General features: G+C 38.3%; 12 protein-coding genes, 1 tRNA gene and 1 pseudogene. 4 read left to right on the top strand and 10 right to left on the bottom strand.

Annotated features, from left to right (window positions below):
- Nucleotides 1–35 precede the first annotated feature (35 nt).
- A complete protein-coding gene (locus IQ236_RS18330; protein ID WP_193870634.1) occupies nt 36–2,330 on the bottom strand; it encodes a ribonuclease R family protein in 2,295 nt (764 codons plus the stop codon).
- A 406-nt stretch (nt 2,331–2,736) separates the two neighbouring features.
- On the opposite strand from IQ236_RS18330, the gene IQ236_RS18325 reads away from it, so the two are divergent.
- The 3 genes from IQ236_RS18325 to IQ236_RS18315 all read left to right on the top strand — a co-directional run bounded on the left by IQ236_RS18325 (nt 2,737) and on the right by IQ236_RS18315 (nt 8,001).
- Nucleotides 2,737–3,537 carry a hypothetical protein gene (locus IQ236_RS18325; RefSeq protein ID WP_193870633.1) on the top strand — a complete coding sequence of 267 codons (801 nt, stop codon included), beginning with the start codon at nt 2,737–2,739 and terminating at the stop codon, nt 3,535–3,537.
- Between the two features lie 532 nt (nt 3,538–4,069).
- Nucleotides 4,070–7,588 carry a methionine synthase gene (gene metH / locus IQ236_RS18320; protein ID WP_193870632.1) on the top strand — a complete coding sequence of 1,173 codons (3,519 nt, stop codon included), beginning with the start codon at nt 4,070–4,072 and terminating at the stop codon, nt 7,586–7,588.
- Nucleotides 7,589–7,755: 167 nt separating this feature from the next.
- Nucleotides 7,756–8,001, top strand: coding sequence for a hypothetical protein (locus IQ236_RS18315; protein ID WP_193870631.1), 246 nt, complete (start codon nt 7,756–7,758; stop codon nt 7,999–8,001).
- Nucleotides 8,002–8,248: 247 nt separating this feature from the next.
- Here the strand turns inward: IQ236_RS18315 and IQ236_RS18305 are convergent, their stop codons facing one another.
- The gene (locus IQ236_RS18305) at nt 8,249–8,389 is read right to left on the bottom strand and encodes a DUF6887 family protein (RefSeq protein ID WP_193870629.1); all 141 of its coding nucleotides are present in this window, start codon (nt 8,387–8,389) and stop codon (nt 8,249–8,251) included.
- A 218-nt stretch (nt 8,390–8,607) separates the two neighbouring features.
- On the opposite strand from IQ236_RS18305, the gene IQ236_RS18300 reads away from it, so the two are divergent.
- Nucleotides 8,608–8,681, top strand: a tRNA-Val gene (locus IQ236_RS18300).
- 359 nt (nt 8,682–9,040) lie between these two features.
- Here the strand turns inward: IQ236_RS18300 and IQ236_RS18295 are convergent.
- From IQ236_RS18295 to IQ236_RS18265, 8 genes and pseudogenes are all read right to left on the bottom strand, one after another.
- The gene (locus IQ236_RS18295) at nt 9,041–11,827 is read right to left on the bottom strand and encodes an AAA-like domain-containing protein (protein ID WP_193870628.1); all 2,787 of its coding nucleotides are present in this window, start codon (nt 11,825–11,827) and stop codon (nt 9,041–9,043) included.
- A 5-nt stretch (nt 11,828–11,832) separates the two neighbouring features.
- Nucleotides 11,833–13,161 (bottom strand): AAA-like domain-containing protein, encoded by a 1,329-nt coding sequence (locus IQ236_RS18290; RefSeq protein ID WP_193870627.1) that lies wholly within the window; start codon nt 13,159–13,161, stop codon nt 11,833–11,835.
- A gap of 705 nt (nt 13,162–13,866) precedes the next feature.
- On the bottom strand, nt 13,867–14,274 hold the full coding sequence (locus IQ236_RS18285) for a hypothetical protein (protein WP_193870626.1): 408 nt from the start codon (nt 14,272–14,274) through the stop codon (nt 13,867–13,869).
- Nucleotides 14,275–14,301: 27 nt separating this feature from the next.
- Complete coding sequence (locus tag IQ236_RS18280; protein WP_193870625.1) at nt 14,302–15,036, bottom strand: hypothetical protein; 735 nt, start codon at nt 15,034–15,036, stop codon at nt 14,302–14,304.
- Nucleotides 15,037–15,580: 544 nt separating this feature from the next.
- Nucleotides 15,581–16,135 carry a family 1 glycosylhydrolase gene (locus IQ236_RS28385; protein ID WP_407676161.1) on the bottom strand — a complete coding sequence of 185 codons (555 nt, stop codon included), beginning with the start codon at nt 16,133–16,135 and terminating at the stop codon, nt 15,581–15,583.
- Nucleotides 16,136–16,441: 306 nt separating this feature from the next.
- Nucleotides 16,442–17,095, bottom strand: a pseudogene (locus tag IQ236_RS28380) (family 1 glycosylhydrolase); the annotation flags it as partial.
- A 38-nt stretch (nt 17,096–17,133) separates the two neighbouring features.
- The gene (locus tag IQ236_RS18270) at nt 17,134–18,264 is read right to left on the bottom strand and encodes an MGDG synthase family glycosyltransferase (protein WP_193870623.1); all 1,131 of its coding nucleotides are present in this window, start codon (nt 18,262–18,264) and stop codon (nt 17,134–17,136) included.
- A 175-nt stretch (nt 18,265–18,439) separates the two neighbouring features.
- Nucleotides 18,440–19,750, bottom strand: a complete 1,311-nt coding sequence (locus IQ236_RS18265) for an aminopeptidase P N-terminal domain-containing protein (protein WP_193870622.1) — start codon at nt 19,748–19,750, stop codon at nt 18,440–18,442.
- Nucleotides 19,751–19,974 lie beyond the last annotated feature (224 nt).

Genomic DNA, 19,974 nt, shown 5'->3' with positions numbered 1-19,974 from the left:
GTCTCTACAGGGAATTGTATCGACCAAATTAAGCTTTAAGGAAAATAAGGTTCATCGTTGTCATCTGACGCTTCACTGCCTCCACCAACAGCAACTAAATCAATTTGTTGACGATAGTAGTCTACACTTTTCACCTGAACTTCGACATTATCCCCTAGACGGTATTGATTGCGATTTTTGCGACCGACTAAGGTTTGTTGACGAGAACGGTATTCATACCAGTCATCTTTGAGAGAGGAAACATGAACCAGTCCTTCCACCCGTAATGTTGTACCACCTGGGGACTGTACCTCAATTTCCACAAAGAATCCATAGGACTGAACCCCAGTAATTAACCCGATGAAGTTTTGACCCGTGCGTTCCTTCATGAACCCGGTTTTCTTGAGTCCTTCTAAGTCTTCCTCCGCGTCAACTGCGACGCTTTCCCGTTCACTCAGATGCACCACTAACTGGGTAAACTGACTTTCTAACTCATGCTGAATTTCCGGGGGAAGCACATTCCAGCTAATTTTGCCATGACAGGAAGAATGTCCCAACTCAACCCGATCTTTCGCACGAGTTGAACGACGATCTCGTCCTTCGTCAAATACCGTTTTGAGTACCCGCAAAATCTGTAAATCGCAATAGCGAGACAAAGGGGAAGTGCAATGGGTATAACAGGGAAGGGCTAACCCAAAATGCAGTTTAGCGGTGGTACTGTAAACCGCAGGTTTGAGGGTTTCTTCTAATAAATAACTTAAAACCCGTTCGGCTCGACTATTGGCTAATTCTTCAGTAAATTCTTGGAAGGTACTCGGTTGAACTTCTTCGTCTTCTTCCAAAAACAATTCCGTCCCCAAATGGGTCGATAATTTTGCTAACTCTGACACATCGGATGATTCTGGTGGCGGTTGAACCCGATAAATCGCCGGAACTCCCAAGGTGTGTAAATGACTAGCGACAATTTGATTTGCTAATACCGTTAATTCGGAAATCATCGCCCGGGCGGGAGACAATGAAGACAGAACAATTGGCCCTAATTCCCCTTCATCATTAAAATGGCAATGGGTATCGGGTAAATTAAGTTCAAAACTGCCCCGTTCTAGGCGAATTTGGCGCACAGCCCGACTTAGTTCTAACAAATTTTCTAAAACGTTGGCGAAGGGAGAGGGTTCACCATCGAGAATAGCCTGAGCTTGGTCAAAGGTGAGTTGATGATCGACCCGTACCACACTGGGTTGGATGTCGTATTCAACAACTCGTCCAGCCATATCCAATGTAATCATAATGGATAGGGTTAATCGTTCCTCATTGGGAACTAAGGCCAAACGTTCGCAACACAGGGTTTCAGGATAAATCGGAATCAGTTTATCGGCTAAATAAATCGCCGTTCCCCGTTTACGCGCTTCTCGATCCAGATCGCTATCGGGGAGAATATAATGGGCAGCATCCGCTAAATGTATCCCTAATTGCCACTGATCGGATTTTGTTTGTTCGATGCTAAAGGCATGATCAATGCAGGGGAGACGGTGGGGAGGTTCGGAATCTTTGAAAACCGAAAATTCAGGATTTCCTAAATCTGGTTGAAAACTAATGGTTAAGACATTGCGAATATCAGCCCGATTTTTGAGATCGGTTTTTTTCAAGGTGCTAGAAATACCCTCGGCTTCTCGTAAGGCTCCGGCGGGCCATTTTCGCGGTAAATCATGTTTACAACAAACAATATCTAAATCATCCGCATCTTCCGCATCAGAACCCAGAATTTGAACCACATGACCCATGGGACGATGAACACCAATGGGATAGCGTAAAACCTCAACATGAACTAAATGATCGACCGCTCCACTTAATTCTTCAGCATCATTAATTAAATCTAATTCAAATAACAAACGGTCGTCTAAGGGAACGGCGCGATAGCCTGTTTTGGTTTGTTTAATTCGGGCTAAAACCGAAGGATTAGCGCGTTCTAAAATGAGATAAACTTCCCCTTCCGGTGAACGACGACGGCTGCCTTCTTTTATAATCCTAACGAGAACGCGATCGCCATTCCAAGCGGTACTCAGATGACTTTCTCGAATATAAACATCTTCTGCTCCTTCGGCATCTTGAATGGCAAAACAGAAGCCTTTACTCGAACATCTGAGTTTCGCTTCCACAATTCCTTCTTCGGGAATTCGTCGATAACGACCCTTATCTTTTTCTAAAACGCCAATCCGTTCTAACGCATCCAAAGCAATCTGAAATCTACGGAGACTTTCCTCGTCGGGAGCGAGTTTTTTTTCTAGCGCTTTGGGGGCGACTAATTTATCATCGGAAAAATAAGCTAACAGTGTAGCGATTGAAAATTCCATGTAGCGATTAATCCTCGTTGTCTGAATTTAGGCCAGTGGTCAGTGTCGCAACCGTAATCATCCTTGCGCGAGTCAGATCACCTCATCGTTTAGCAGATGAAACCCAGGGAACTATTCTACCCATTGAGGAGGTGTAGGAATTCCTCAGTGGCTCATCGCAGAACCCCATCAAGGACAGTGTTACAATGAGGAATGCGGAAAGCGGTCTGTCGGATGATAGATGAGAAAGGCTTTGGATTAGACCGTAACATCTATTGCCTTCAAGCCAACTAACTCTGAGCGTAGGTCATAGCACCCAATGTTGATTCCCTTGGTGCTGTCGGGATAGGGTACAGAATTTGTGACGTATGGCTGCGTAAATGACTAACTTTTAAGTATATCGTAGTTTGTTTAGGAAATTTTAATCATGCTGTCTCAATTAAGAACTCGTTATCCTACAGGAAGTTTAATTTCTGAGTTACTGACGATTTATCAAGGAAAATATGTGGTTCGCGCCGTTGTCCAAGTGGAGGGTGTAATCTTGACAACGGGATTAGCGGCGGCGGATACTGTTGAATTGGCAGAAGATCAAGCCAAGAAACGAGCTATTCAAGCGCTGGAACTGGACACAACCCTCCCTAAACTTTCGAGTTCAACTGAACCGTTGAAACCTGCGGTGATGGAGGTTAAGAATCAAGTTGTTAGTCCTCCCCCTTTACCCTCAGAACCTGTGAAAATTGAGAGTCCTTCCCCGGTGTCCTCTGGGGTTGTTTCCTCAGAAACCCTGAATGTGAGGATGGCGGAGTCTTCTTCCTTAACTTCGGATGACTGGTTATCAGCAACCTATATCCAGCCTAAAACGGAAAAACAAGCCTCCAATTCTGAGAAAGAAACACAATCATCTCCTGCTAAGGGGTCTAAAGGACGGAGTGCGTCTTTACCCCCGATTCCTAGCTCAACAACAGAAGCAGTTTCGACTTATAATGATGAACCGGAATTGAGTAGTCCAGCACCTGCAAGTCGTCCCCTGGAAACAACGGATTTTTCCTCAGATATTGCCAAAACGGATATTGAATTAAAACGTTTAGGTTGGACTCCTGAACAGGGTTCTGCCTATTTACAAAAAGCCTATGGAAAGCGTTCTCGCCGTTTATTAACGGATGCAGAATTATTGGATTTTCTGCATTATTTAGAGTCTCTTTCTACACCCACAACGGTAGAACCATAAGGGGATTTTGACCCGAAGAATTAAAAGTCAGAAAAGCAGATTAATTCCGGCTAATTTACCTACTCTGATCAGTATAAAATCCCAATCGAGAAAACGGTTTTATTTCGGTTGGGAGTTGACTACGGAAATAGGGAAATACAGAACAAGGAAACACTGAACGGTTAAAGATGGGGGCGGAATTGATAAAGTTGAAACCGTTTAAACGGTCATGATTTTTGATGATCAATCACCAATTATTGAATGAGAAAGGACGGTGAATAGTGTTTTTACGACGTTTAGAATATAAGACTTATATGAAATCTTTAAATATTGGGTAAAAATAATTAACCCGGTTGCTAATTACTTTTTACTATCCCCTATTCCCTTTTACCCTTCCAGTTAAGCTGTTCGTAATTCGTAATTCGTAATTCGTAATTCGTAATTCGTAATTCCCTTTAAATATCTCAGGGTTTAACCCAAATTTTTGACCACCGAACTTGGTTTCTTCGTGTAAAATTGTAAAATTACCCTTGCTTCCTATCATTAACACTCTATGAAAAGCGCATTTTTAGACCGCCTCCACAGTCCTGAACGTCCCGTTATCGTATTTGATGGCGGAATGGGAACCAACCTACAAACCCAAAACCTGACGGCGGATGATTTTGGCGGAAAAGATTATGAAGGCTGTAATGAATATTTAATTTATACCAAACCGGAAGCCGTTGCGAATGTTCATCGAGGCTTTTTAGAAGCAGGTGCAGATGTAATTGAAACCGATACTTTTGGTGCGACTTCTATTGTTTTAGCAGAATATGATTTAGCCGATAAAGCATACAATTTAAACAAAACCGCAGCCGAATTAGCCAAGGGTTTAACAGCAGAATATTCGACACCCGAAAAACCCCGATTTGTTGCAGGTTCAATGGGCCCAGGAACCAAACTTCCCACCCTCGGACATATTGATTTTGATACCTTACATCATGCGTTTGCAGAACAAGCCGAAGGATTATTTGATGGAGGTGTAGATTTATTCATCGTTGAAACCTGCCAAGATGTGCTGCAAATTAAAGCAGCCTTAAACGGAATTGAAGATGTTTTTGCTAAAAAAGGAGAACGTCGTCCGATTATGGTTTCTGTCACAATGGAATCCTTTGGAACGATGTTAGTCGGGTCAGAAATGAGCGCGGCGTTAACAATTTTAGCACCCTATAAAATTGATATTTTAGGATTAAATTGTGCCACTGGCCCCGATTTAATGAAAGAACATATTCGTTATTTATGTGAACATTCTCCCTTTATTGTGTCTTGTATTCCTAACGCAGGTTTACCCGAAAATATTGGGGGAAAAGCCCATTATAAATTAACGCCAATGGAACTAAGAATGGCGTTAATGCACTTTGTAGAAGATTTAGGCGTTCAAGTCATTGGCGGCTGTTGTGGAACTCGTTATGAGCATATTCAAGCTTTAGCTGAAATTTCCCAAACTCTCAAACCCAAACAACGAGAACCCCAGTTAATTCCGGCGGCGGCTTCTATTTATAGTACCCAAAGTTATGAACAGGAAAACTCCTTTTTAATTATTGGTGAACGTCTCAACGCCAGTGGGTCGAAAAAATGTCGAGATTTACTCAATGCTGAAGACTGGGATGGGTTAGTTTCTTTAGCAAAATCCCAGATAAAAGAAGGGGCACAAATTTTAGATGTAAACGTCGATTATGTCGGACGTGATGGGGTGCGAGATATGCGTGAATTGGTGTCTCGTGTCGTGACTAACGTGAATTTACCCTTGATGTTAGACTCCACAGAATGGCAGAAAATGGAAGCGGGGTTAAAAGTTGCTGGGGGTAAATGTTTACTCAATTCTACCAACTATGAAGACGGCGAAGAACGCTTTTATAAAGTCTTAGAAATCGCTAAAAAATATGGGGCTGCTATTGTGGTAGGAACCATTGACGAAGACGGAATGGCGAGGACAGCAGAGAAGAAATTTGAAATTGCTAAACGTGCCTATAATGATGCCATTAATTATGGAATTCCAGCCCATGAAATCTTTTTTGACCCTTTAGCATTACCGATTTCTACGGGTATTGAAGAAGATCGAAATAACGGAAAAGCAACAATCGATTCAATTCGCCAAATTCGTCAAGAATTACCCGGATGTCATGTTGTTTTAGGGGTTTCTAATATTTCCTTTGGCTTAAACCCGGCTGCGCGACAAGTGTTAAATTCTGTATTCCTCCATGAAGCAATGCAAGTCGGGTTAGATTCAGCTATTGTGAGCGCGAATAAGATTTTACCTCTAGCAAAAATAGACCCTGAACATCAAGAGGTTTGTCGCAAATTAATTTATGATCAACGAGAATTTAATGGGGATGTTTGTGTTTATGATCCATTAGGAGAACTCACCAATCTGTTTCAAGGAAAAACCACAAAACGAGATCGCTCAGGAGATGCTAATCTTCCCATAGAAGAACGGTTAAAACGTCATATTATTGACGGAGAACGTATCGGATTAGATGATGCCTTAGCCGAAGCTTTGAAACAATATCCCCCTTTAGATATTATCAATAATTTGCTGTTAGATGGCATGAAAGTGGTGGGAGAATTGTTTGGGTCTGGGCAAATGCAGTTACCCTTTGTGTTACAATCTGCCCAAACCATGAAAGCCGCCGTTGCCTATTTAGAACCCTACATGGAAAAATCGGAAACGGGGGATAATTCCAAAGGAACCTTTATCATTGCTACTGTTAAAGGGGATGTGCATGATATTGGGAAAAATTTAGTCGATATTATTTTATCAAATAACGGCTATCGGGTGATTAATTTAGGGATTAAACAACCCGTTGAAAATATTATCAATGCTTACCAAGAACATAAAGCCGACTGTATTGCCATGAGTGGATTATTAGTGAAATCCACCGCCTTTATGAAAGATAATTTAGAGGCATTTAACGAAGCCGGAATCACAGTTCCCGTGATTTTAGGAGGGGCTGCGTTAACCCCTAAATTTGTTTATGAAGATTGCCAAAATGCCTATAAAGGTCAAGTGATTTATGGAAAAGATGCCTTTTCTGACTTGAACTTTATGGATAAATTGATGCCTGCAAAAAAAGCAGAAAAATGGGATGATGCTCAAGGATTTTTAGGAGAATATGCAGAAGCGAAGAAAATTAAAGTCAAGTTAGAAACGGTGAAACAGGTTTCAGAAAGTCCTGAAGAAATTGTCATCGATACCCGACGTTCTGAAGCCGTTGAGGTTAATATTCACCGACCTACCCCGCCCTTCTGGGGAACGAAAATCTTACAACCGGAAGATATTTCCTTAGAGGAGGTTTTCTGGTATTTAGACTTACAAGCCTTAATTGCTGGTCAATGGCAATTCCGCAAACCCAGAGAACAATCACGGGAAGAATACGATGCTTTCTTAGCGGAAAAAGTCTATCCTATTTTAACGGAATGGAAAGCCAAAATTTTAGCAGAGAAATTATTACATCCTACGGTGATTTATGGGTATTTTCCCTGTCAAGCGGAGGATAACTCGTTACTTATTTTTGATCCTGAAAATCATCAAAAACAGGTTGCTCGTTTTGACTTTCCTCGACAAAAAGCAGGAAAACGGTTATGTATTGCGGACTTTTTTGCCCCGAAAGAAAGCGGACAGATTGACGTCTTCCCGATGCAAGCGGTAACAGTTGGAGAAATTGCTACAGAATACGCCCAAAAACTATTTGCTGAAAATGACTATACGAATTATTTGTATTTTCATGGAATGGCTGTTCAAACCGCAGAAGCGGTAGCAGAATGGACTCACGCAAAAATTCGCCGCGAGTTAGGGTTTGGCAATGAAGAACCCGATAATGTTCGGGATGTTTTAGCCCAACGTCATCGGGGTTCCCGCTATAGTTTTGGATATCCGGCTTGTCCGAATATTCAAGACCAATATAAACAGGTGGAACTGTTACAAACTGACCGAATTAAGATGTATATGGATGAAAGTGAACAACTGTATCCAGAACAATCTACAACGGCGTTTATTACCTACCATCCTGTTTCTAAATACTTCAATCTTTAACCTCATGTTTCATTTTTACTAACCCATCATGGGTTAGATGTGTTAATATGAGCAAAGAGTGTTCCTGAGAAGGTAGATTTATTTTTAAGTTCTGCCTTTTCAGAGTATTCACTTCACCATCAATTTACATTATCTTTCATCTCTTTTGGAGATCAATAAGATTCCTTATGAAAACTACAGTAATTGATGTAACTGGACTTAGCGACAAGCAAATTGCTCTGGTCGAAGAAATTGTAACAGCACTTCGGTCTGTTCCTGACAATCAACAAATTAATCAAGGGGGTAATGATGGCGTAACCGTAACTTCAGAAGATGATGAACTCGGGCAAATTCATGCAGAATTTAGTTGGCTGATTGCCGATATTGGCGTTAAGGAACCCATCAGCAGAGCAAAAATATATGACACAGGATAAAATGCAAAAAAGCTTCCTAGATACAAATATATGGGTCTATTCTGTAGACACCCAGAGTGGGGATAAACACAGAGCATCATTAAAGATTTTAAGACCCAGTGAACAGGAAATATTGTGCGTTTCCGATCAAATTCTTGCAGAATTTTATTCTGTTATGACCAGTAGTAACCAAGTCAAGAAACCTATTACACCAGTAGAAACAATATGGAGAATAAAACGACTGATTCAAATGCCTAATATCCAACTGTTACCAGAAGGTAAGCTCTTTTCTATAGGGTGTCCGACGACGGAATAACACCCGCAAAGCTTCAATATCTTCTTTACCCCGATGTTTCAAAGCATAAGCTCTAAGTTCAGCATGGGTCATGTTTTCAAAATCTGATGTCATAAAAACTCTCAAATTATAGTCTCTCAGTGACTCTCCCAAGAAACGGACTCAATGCAAAACCCGCTTACACCCTCTTAACGAAACGCTCGAATTTGCTTTCGTGAATCCATCCTCCACCACAAGCTTGCTAAGGGTTTTCGCCTTTTGGTGACTTCATAAAAAAAATTCAGCAAAAAGCTTGCATCTTCTAGAGCGTTGTGCTACATTAAGAAATTGTCGGACGCATAGCTCAGTTGGTTAGAGCACCACGTTGACATCGTGGGGGTCACTGGTTCGAATCCAGTTGTGTCCATCAATGCCACTCTCACCCATAAGTACCGCCATATCAACATTTTTGTTGATTATCATATTATTTGTCGTCATTCCTGGGTCTATCGCTTAAGCCTGTTTGTCATCCCCCCCAGTTTAAACTTTAAAACTCAATCATAATCTAAAGGGTGGGCAATGCCCACCTTTTTTGATCTTAGAGATTTTGGTTATTTTAAGCGATCGCTACCACCACAATAAAGGCGATCGCAAATAATATAATAAATGTCCAAATAGAATCGGGTTGATTAAGACGTTTTTGGCGATCGCATCTCAAACACACATAATGATCGGGGTCTTATAAATCATTATGGTTTATTTGTATAATTAATTTTATTGACTTACTTATCGCTTTAAATCCTTCTTAACAGAGATAACTCCTTCACACCAACATTTTTTCTCTGCTTCCTCTGTGGACTCCATAACAGTTGTCATGAAGTAATCTAGTTGATTTTTCTGATCTTCAGAAAGGTTGTCATCTGTCATATATTTTTTCACCGCACCCACACAACAGCCTAATCTTTGACATCGATATTTTTTATATTTTTCTGGTTCATTATCAATAAAAGCACGTTCATCTAAAGCCCATTTACACTCGTCTTGATAGGAACAGTTAGAAACAGTTATTTTCCATCTGTTTTCACCTTCCTGTTTTTCAATGTTAGGTCGATCATCTTCATTCCAAATGCCAACGCGGATTAAATTATCAGCAAGATAGTTAATACAATATTTAATTACAGTAGTATCAATATCGCTATTTTGAGGTTTGGTGTGATTCGGAAACTCAACCAACTGTTTTACTAATTCACAGAAAGTGTCATCTATAATCTCTTTTGCTTTTGAATAATGAGGGTTTCTGGCGACAATTGCTTTTTCATAAGATTTAATCCAAGCTAATATTTCCTTATCACTATCATTTGGCTTGAGTAAGTCTAGTTGTTGTTTAATCCATTCGTCTTGCTCTTCACTGGGTCTGTTTTCTTGCTCGCAAGCTTTTTCTAGCAGTTTTTCAAGTAAATCACGGTCACTTGCTGTATGTTCAAGAACTTTTTGGATAAAACCATAAAGAGGATTAGTTTTTCCTTTTAGTTGTGGGTTAAATTTGATGACTATTTCTACAGCTTGGCTTTTTTCTCCCTCTGTAGCTGATTGCCATCTTTCACCGACTAAACTGGTAATGATAAATTTAATTTCTAATTCCTTTGATATTTCGTTATTTTGTAGCCAAGTAAGGGCTATATCTAAATCATCTTTTTGTAACAAATGAGATTTATCCTCAAAAGAATCTTTCCAATCTATGAAAGACTTGGCATAAGGACGAATACCTAATAGTTTTTGAGAAACCCAAGTGTGATCGAAGAGATAACGATAAATTTTGTTGAGTATTTTTAGTTTGTTACCTTCTTTGATAATTAAATCCATTGTTGCTAATTTTGTATGTTCTGGACTCTCATCAAAATTTACTTCTCCACTTTCCAAAATTTCCCGATAGCTAAAGAGAAGCCAAAAAGGATCAATACTGGAGTCATTAAAAAAGCTATTTTCAATTTTAGTTTTCTGATCTTTTACTTTCGCTAGATACTCTCGTTTAACTGGTTTATCTATAGTATTTTCAATTGATTTTTTCAGCCCTTTTACTAAATCCTCAACCCACTTTTTCTCTGTTCCCGGTGTTGGAGCTTTCCTTGGTTTTTTGCCTCCTCCTGTAAAAATCTCAAAAAGAGTATCATTGAAAAATTTTTGCCCTCCCGTCCAATCATTCATTTCTTTAATTATTAACTCATAGTTAGATTTTTCTGGAATCTTCTTTTGAGCATTACCCCAAAAATCTTGGCTATCTCTTAAAAACGTAAAGTCTTGTTCTGTAAGCCCTGTTTTACCTTCTTTCCATTTTTGGGCATTTTCGAATTCATCTCCAAACAAAAGATAAAGCTGTTTTTGTTCCTCAATAGCGGTTTGCCAAGCCTCAAGTTTTTCGGCATAAGGTTTGATGTTTGCTAATTGCTCATTAACCCATTCAATTTTCTGCGTAACCCATGTTAAATCAAAAATTCGTTCGTATATAAGATTAAATGGTTCTAAATATCCATCTGGCGTTCTAATAACTAAACCAGATAATCTTAGTTCTATTTGTATGGCATCAAGATCATTCGCTACAATCTTTTTATTATTATCTTCCAATATTCTCTTATACATTTCCAAAAGAGCTACGGTGTTTGGGTTGTCTATAATACGGCCTTTTATTGTTTTGAAATGCTCCTGTGGATCTGTCTTACTAATCATATACTCTTTTTCAACTAAATCTGAGATAACAGGATTTCGCGTTTCAGGGTCTTCTGATACTATTTCACATAAATGTTGGGTTAACAATGGCTGTCCATTAGTCCATTTTATTATTTCTCTTAAAACAGCTTTAGGTTCTGTACAGTTTTCTAAACCATTAACTAACTTAGATTTTTCAGCTTGAGAATATGTAAAACCTCTAAGCTCAATTCTCTTTCCTATATTAAACGATGTAATATTTTTATTTTGAATGAAATCAGAAGGCGTTCCTACTCCAATTAAACAAAAAGTAATATGATTGGATCTTGGAAGAAAAGACCGATCATTATCCCAAGAACGAATCCACGAAAAAAAAGAATTTGTATTAAGTTCTTTGAGCAACCGAATTGAATCTATTTCATCTAAAAAAATCACTATATTTTTTCTAGTATCATCTAATAATTTAGTTAATAAACTTTCTAATTTATTCAAATCATCACCTTTGCAATTATCCCAATAACTATCCCAATCAAAACCAGGAATTGTTATAAATTGCATTATACGAGATGCAATAGATTCATACGATTTTTTTGTTTCAGATTTCTGTTCAGTTTCAGATTTCTGTTCAGTTTCAGATTTCTGTTCAAGTTTGCTCAAATCAACGTGAGCACAAATAATATCCTTAGCCTTTAGTTCCTCGATGATTTGTGCTGCTAAAGTTGATTTGCCCATTTGTCTTGAGTTTAGCACATAGCAAAGTTCTCCTCGACTCAAAAAATCTAATAATTTTTGATCAGCTTCACGACGGACATAAGTAGGATGACCCGCCGATAAACTTCCGCCAACTTTATAAATGATTTTTGTGTTCATAATGTTTATTGTGAGAATTTTTGATTGAAATAATAGCGATATAAATTGTTCCGAAAATCGACACGATTATCTTGTTTTGTCACCAGACCAAGACTATCCAGCAAAAAGAATAATTTTTTATCCTCAATGCTAACAGGTTCATTTCCTTCCACTAAACCTCTGAGTGTTGTTATCATTAAGTTTGAGCTTTTTGATTGTTCAAGATCATCCCAAATTCTTTCAAGATGCTGTTTGAAGATTTGTACTAAATTTTCTAATGAAATAAATTGAGCAAAGTTAAACTGTTTTTTTTGAATTTTCATCTCCGATCCCAACTCAGTAATAATTTGCTCTATTAAGTAAGGATGACCTCCAACTTGTGACATAATTTCAACCACTTTTTGATCACTTAACTGAATATCATGCTGTCTAGCCAAATTATCTATTTCCAGTTTAGTAAAGTCTATTAATTCAGGAATATCTCCTACATTAAAAGGAGATTTTTCTTTATCCAATTTTACATAAGATTCTGTTGAATGAACTAGGACTAATCGAAGCTTTCCCCAATCATCATCAAGTTGTCCTGTTTCATGCCAAGATCGTAACAAGGTTAGAAAAGATGGTGCAAAGTCGCAGGGGAAAACTAGATCGACATTAAGCAACACTAATACTAAAACTTTATTGTTAATTTTGCTGAAAATATTTTTGTCAAAATAACTATCAATTTTAGCGTAGTTGTTACCCTTAGCAGATTGCCAATATGCACTAACATCAACATTGTTTATTTCTAATTGTCTTTGTAATTTTTGAATAACACTGTTACAAAACCATTGTAAAAATTCACTAAAATCTGCAATGTCTTCAGATAAGCGAAAATTCAATAATACAGTCAAGTATTGTTTATTATGAACATAATCCAAAATCTTTTTTAATAACATAGTTTTACCCATCTTTCGAGGGGCTCTGATGCGGAGTATATTTCCTCTTTGTTCAATTGCGTTATAACATTTGTTTTGAAGACGTTGACGTTCTACACATATCCCTTGCACACCTGGTGACCGCCTATTCCATTCTCTCTGAACTACCTCCTTAAGATTTTCATTAGTAATTGGTGCATCAAATACCTCTTTAAGCAACTTTCTTAATTTATAACTATGATCGTTCTGAAGAGTGTTAGCAGAATAGTTAATCACGTTAGCAATTGTTTGAAATTGCTCTCCTGCATTTACGTCAGGGTTCCAATTGAAAATATAAGGAAATAATCGGCGATCACTTTCATTCATTGATAATCCTTTTTGTTCCAGTAAAGACTGAACAAAATTTAATGCTTGAGCTACAGAGATTGTCTCATTCATAATAGTTTCAGTTATTTTCAGATAAATTGACTAACTTTTCAGTTTCTTTCAGTAAATTTCATTTCAGTTTATTTCAGTTTTTAAGGGTGATTTTGTCTTAATTTTTGTGCTTTATCAGTATCCTACAGGGATTTTTTTAGAGTAGTTTCATTCACCAAAAATAGAGTTATCTTATTAACTAGAAGACAAATTAACCTTTTTTGGTTAATCGTTCTTCAAAGTAAGGTGTCCTAGCCTATTTCCTTGCAAGAGCACGGCTAGGCCACCGTTCATAAAAAGGATTACTATTTATTATGCTAACGGAAAAAAACCGATGGTTGTTTCTTGAAACAACTCTTACAGTTGTAGTCGGTTTAGCTCATACCGGTGCAGGTATCTTGCTAAGCTATCTTTTTCTCTTTGGTCACATCTACTATGAACAACGCCAAGTTCCTCCTTCCCAAACGAGTATAACTCGCATCCAAAACCAACAGGTTAGAACTAAACAATCACCCACAATAGAGGAGCAAAAACGATCATAAAGCGAGAAAGAGATCTCCGGTTTTTTAATAAATCGGAGTTTTCTTAACCTCATCCCCACAGTAATGGCTATAATTTAACCTAATTGTTGCTCATTAGCAACAGTCCATTGGTTATTCTTCGCCTCCGTTTCGGCTGCTTGGGCAATTTTCTTGGCAACGGCAAGTGTCATAACGGGTTTTCGTGTCATAATGAGTCCTTTTTTATCTCTGTCGATTTTTTAATTGCATCGATAATCTTCTCTTTAGTATTGTTAAAACGAGTTTTTATCAAATCCGGTCTTGTTGACTTGGCACAAACAACACACAAAACATAGTCAGGATTATCTGATATTTTGAGAGTAATAACTCTCTTCTCTTGGGTAACTAATTCCATTTCTTGCACTGCAAGTTGCAGTTCTGCATATTTAGCTTCCGTATCAAATTTACCTATTGTTTCAGCAGTTCCAGTGGCGATAAAATCCAAGGAATTACTGTCAAGAGGATAAGACCATTGTATTGTAGCATCATTCAAGACGAACACTACATCAACTCCTCTTAGTTCTGTAAAACCTTTTAAAATATCATTCATTTCATCATCAGTATGGTTTGGCATATTGACCTCCTTCTAATTGGTATAAAATTAATTTATGGACTCTTGTTTGTGAGTTGATAGAAACAAATTTGTAGGATGCTCCTTTTTAAAGCCATCTTTCATCGCCTCATCAACAAAAATAAATCCTTTACAGCGACATTGTGTTGGTGTTTCATTGGCATCCTTTGTTCCTGGGATTGTCTCAATTACTGATTCCATGTGGTAATCCAATTTTTCTCTTTTCTTAAGTGGCAATTTATCCTCTTTCATATATTTGTGAACTGCCCCAACAAAAGATGCTAATCTGGGGCATCGGTATTCTCCATTTCTTTGAAATTCAGGTTCCTCCTTAGCCCATTCACAACCTTTTCTGTAGGTACAGTTTTCAACAGTAATCTCTAATACTTCTGCTCTGTAATCATTGAGTGGCTCAATTTTGAATTCTTGTACAGAAGTGAAAATACCACCATTTTTCAAATTCTCAATATGATGCTCAATAGAAGCCTTCATTGTCTCAAATCTTCTACTGGTAGCTTCTTGTAGATCCTCATCTGGTATATCATAACCAGGGTTTTTTCCCTCTTCTTTGAGGCGTTCAACTTCTTTTTTAAGGCTTTTAGTCAATTGATCTACTGCTTCCCGACAAGCTTTGTCGATCGCTCTTTTTGCATACGGACGTTCTTTGGCAACGATCGCCTTTTCATAAGCCACTGTCCAACACTGCAACAAAGACTTGAATCTTTTTGCTTCGTCTTTATCTTCTTTACATGGGTCATCTGGCATAGTTATCGCCTCAATTAATTTCTGTAAATATTCAGAACTCAACAAAAATTATCGGATTAGAAATAAAGTCTTGAATTTTAGCTTTGTTTTTGTATTAAAGAGCGAATAATGTGAGATTGTCAATAGATTTATGTTACGAAACATTAACCAGACTCAAAAGCTAGAAGATACTCAGGATAGGGTGGGGCTTGGGGTCAAGGCCATTAGTGTCAACAATCATGCTAAAAGTAGGCGATCAAACCTGAATTCCCTTGCTCTGATCCCAAGTCAATGATCCCCCCTAACCCCCCTTAAAAAGGGGGGGACAGGATTTCAAAGTCCCCCTTTCTAAGGGGGATTTAGGGGGATCTGATCTCAGCTTTAATCACAGGTTTTCGGCTGAAGTTGGCGGGCTTTGGGTCAAGCCTATTTCATCTTTATATGAAATCCTTAAATGTTTGCTACGCATCTGTCCCCTGTAGAGACGTTGCATGCAACGTCTCTACAGGAGATTTAGGGGATTATCTGTAGTATCAATTTCTCTTCTGCTAAACTAAGTATACAATCAGACACTATTTTGAATTTCTTTTATTAATTTAGCATAGGTTTCCGCAGGGCGATCGCCTAAATGGTCTTCAATTTCCCGTTCTGTACCCCGATGAAAATCAATACTAAATAACCCAAATCTAGGGGTATAAGACCCCCATTCATAATTATCCGTTAATGACCAGTGCATATATCCCAAAATCGGAATATTTTCCTTTAATAACTGTTGAATTTGACGCAGATGGGCTTCTAAAAATTGACTGCGCCGCAGTTGGTCAGAACGTCGAGTTGCTATACTATTATCGGGTTTTCGACGTAACGCCATGCCATTTTCAGCAATTAAAATGGGGAGGTTATATTCCTGAGCATAATATTTACAGAAAAATGATAATCCTTCAGGGAGCGCTCGCCAGTCCCACCATTTACTCGTAATTCCCGTCATTAACCAATTTCTAATCCCTTTCGTTTTAAATTCAAAATCAGAAAAAGACGGTAAACGGAAGGTATGAGCAATAAAAGGATCATAATAATCTATAGCGAGATAATCATAAACTTTTTGGCGAGGAGAAGCCATTAATTCTTGCCAATAATAATCTAAATGTTTAATATCAAACGTGCGATGACCAATGCGATTTCCCATCCAACGGGCTAACCGTCCCAATTGATAGGGAATATCTTTCCGAAAAGGTAAAGAAGCTCGACGCAAAGCGGTTTCTAAATGTTTAGCTTGAGCATAAACATAATTTCTAAGTTCCTTGGGTTTGACTTCGCGGGTCTGTGCATCTAACAAATCCCAAATCACTTTTTCTGACCAATATAAATCACTACAATAGGTGTTTAAGGTCACAAGGGGTTTGTTCCAACCCTGTTTTTCATAAATATCATGAACGGCATTATAGGCGCGAATATGGGCTGCTAATAAATGATTGTAAGCTTTCCAAACCGCTAGAATTCCCGTAAAATTCCCAGAGGGAAATTGACCACTTAAATAGGTGTTTAAAACTAAAATATTAGGTTCATTAATCGTAATATACCAATGAATCGGAGGTTGTTGGTGATAATCCGTTAAACGTTGGTTAATATAGGTAACAGTAACGGTTACATAATCGATAAAACAATCTATCGTTTCTGAGGATAACCAAGCATCAATTCCTAACCAAGCGGGATGGGTAAAATGATGTAAGGTAACAATAGGTTCTAAGCCATATTGACGACAAGTCGCGATGCGTTCTGCATAGTCATCTAAGACCTGAAAATCATAATTGGGGGCGGGAGAAACGTCTGGGGTTGTTGTGGGTTGAATTCGACTCCATTCTAATCCTAAGCGAAAAGAATTTAAGCCTAATTTTTGACATTGATCAAAATCTTCCCGGTAGCGCGTCCAAAACTCAGAAGCGTTCCCAGTTCTCATGACTCTGCCTTTTTGTTCACTGTCTGACCAGTTATTTTGGGGTTGTCCAACACCGTTATATCCCCCTTCACTTTGATAACCAGACGTAGCAACGCCCCATAAAAAGTTACTTTGACCAGTCAAAATAAATACTCCTTTTGATAATACTGAGATAAACTTAATTAATGCTTAGTTTGTGATAAAATATGTTCAGCAATATTGAGAGCCGCACGGGGTTCTCCTAATTCTAACGCGGCCGTTTGCATTTGGGATAAACGTTCAGAATGGTTTAACAAAAACTTTACACAAGGCGCTACCATTTCCGGTAATCTTAACTGAACACCTGCACCCGCAGCAACGATTAAATCTGCATTCCATTCTTCTTGACCCGGAAAAGGATCGACAATAATCATCGGTGTTCCTCTGGCTAACACTTCACTCACAATTAATCCCCCGGCTTTCGTAATCACTAAATCACTCGCCACCGCTAAATCATCAACATAATCAATTAATCCTAATTTTCGGAATTCTATATCTGGGGTAGAGTCTAATTCTGCTAATGAATCTAACAATTGTTCATTGCGTCCGGCTGCTACAATTAATGTACCCGTTTTCAGGTTATCCATGAGTTGAGAAACCATCAAACGCACCCGTTTATAATGTAACCCCCCGCCAAATATTGTAACAACAGGTTTGTTAGTTGGTAGGTCATGACGTTCCCGCATTTCCACTTGAGATTTAGGTTCTAATATCTCCAGTTTAATCGGGATTCCAGTAACATGAAGAATTCCAGGGTCTACCCCCCGTTTAATCATGAAATCAGCCGTTAAATCGTTGGGTAAATAATAACCATCCACTTCTTTATTAATCCAACTACTGTGAGCAATTACATCAGTAATAACGACATAATGGGGTTTTGAAATCCGTTCTTCCTCTTCTAATAATTGTAACAAACGGCTGGGAATTTGTTGGACACAAACAATGGCATCAGGATTGACTTTTTCAATAAAATGCCGCAGCTTTCTAAAAAACACTCGTTCTAATTTAGCTGTAACACTATTTAATTCTAGGGAGCGTTCTAAATCTTCTAAATCCGTTCCTTCATAATAAGCGCGATAAATTTGAGGAGCTTTTTCACTTAATTGTTTATAAATACTGGTAACGGTATTACGATAAATAGAACTGGCATAATCTAAAGCATCTTCTACCGTAACCGTAACATCAGTGAAATGGGAAAACGCTTGATTTAAGGCTTTAGCAGCACTATTATGTCCAGCCCCTAAAGACGAGTATAATATCAAAATATGAGTCATAAGGAATTAAGAATTGTTAAGGATAAATCAATGTTAATTTAACTTGGTATAGACGTTTATATTATATCATAATTTTGTATAAAGGGTGTAAAAAAATTATCTGTAAAGGGGATAAACAGACAAAAAAATAATGCTTAGGTTGTGTAGAGACGTTCCATGGAACGTCTCTACACTCTTATCCTTCCATGGCTTCCACAGACTTAGGAACCCCTGCGGTTAACACGTCATACCCTTCAGAAGTCACTAATACATCATCCTCAATTCTCACCCCAATTCCTCGCCAACATTCGGGAACTTCCGGTTGTCCTTCAACAGGTTTAATATGAGGAGAAATATAAATCCCCGGTTCAATCGTTAACACCTGTCCTGGTTGTAAAGGTTGTGGATTTTCACCCCATTGATACACCCCCACATCATGCACATCTAACCCTAACCAATGTCCGGTGCGGTGCATATAAAACGGTTTATATTTTTCTTCCTTAATAATTTCCTCAATATCCCCCACTAATAACCCTAAATCCATTAACCCTGCCACTAAAACCCCCACGGCTGTATCATGAATATTTTTATAGGGATTTCCGGGTTTAACTTGTTCAATAGCCGCTAATTGAGCCTTTAAAACCAGTTCATAAATAATCTTTTGTTCTGGTGTAAATTTCCCCCCCACTGGGAAAGTTCGGGTAATATCTCCATTATAATATTGATAACAACATCCCGCATCAATTAATAATAAATCATGGTCTTGCATTTGACAATTGTTTTCCACATAATGCAAAATACAAGCATTTTTCCCCGATGCGACAATAGAAGGATAGGCAATAGTTCCCCCATTTAAGCCAAAAATATGTTCAATTTCCGCTTGAATTTCATATTCATATCGTCCGGGTTGAGCAAATTCTAAGGCGTGGTTATGAGCTTTTACCGATATTTCTGTGGCTTTCCGCATTAACGCTAATTCTGCTTCACTTTTAATTAAGCGCATGGGATGTAAAATTGTACAAACATCCTCAATTGCAATCGGCCCCGTGCCATGTTTAGGATAAACTCTTAATAATTTTTGCCAATGTTTTAAAATGGTTTCATTGAATTTTTCATCCCGTCCTAAACGATAATAAATCCGGTCGGCTTTTTGTAAATATTGGGGTAATTTTTCATCTAATTCATTAATGGGATAAACTTCATCCGCGCCATAAAGTTCTTTGGCTTTTTCAACTCCGGTAATATAACCTGACCAGGTTTCTTTTTCCGGGTCTTTCGGTTGCACAAATAAAACAAATCGATGTTCTTCATGATGGGGAGCTAAAACCGCAACCGCATTCGGTTCATTAAACCCGGTTAAATAGAAAAAATCACTATCTTGGCGAAAATTATATTCAACATCATTGTGCATCACCGCCATCGGTGAACTTCTAAAAATAGCGGTTCCCTGGTTCATCTTCGCCATTAATTGTTCCCGTCGTTGTCGATATTCTGCTTGAGTAATCATCCTTAATCTCTCCTAAACTTCGTAGTGAGGCGTTCACGCCTCAGAAATTAAGCCCTGAAGGGCTTACTACTAGATTGTTTATACAAAAATCGTAGTGAGGCGTTCACGCCTCAGAAGCAGAAAGCCCTGAAGGGCTTACTACTAGATTGTTTATACAAAAATCGTAGTGAGGCGTTCACGCCTCAGAAATTAAGCCCTGAAGGGCTTACTACTAGATTGTTTAT

Source organism: Planktothrix mougeotii LEGE 06226, from assembly GCF_015207485.1.
GTDB lineage: Bacteria > Cyanobacteriota > Cyanobacteriia > Cyanobacteriales > Microcoleaceae > Planktothrix.
The sequence above is the reverse complement of the archived record's forward strand: the minus strand, read 5'-3'. Positions and strand labels throughout refer to the sequence as shown.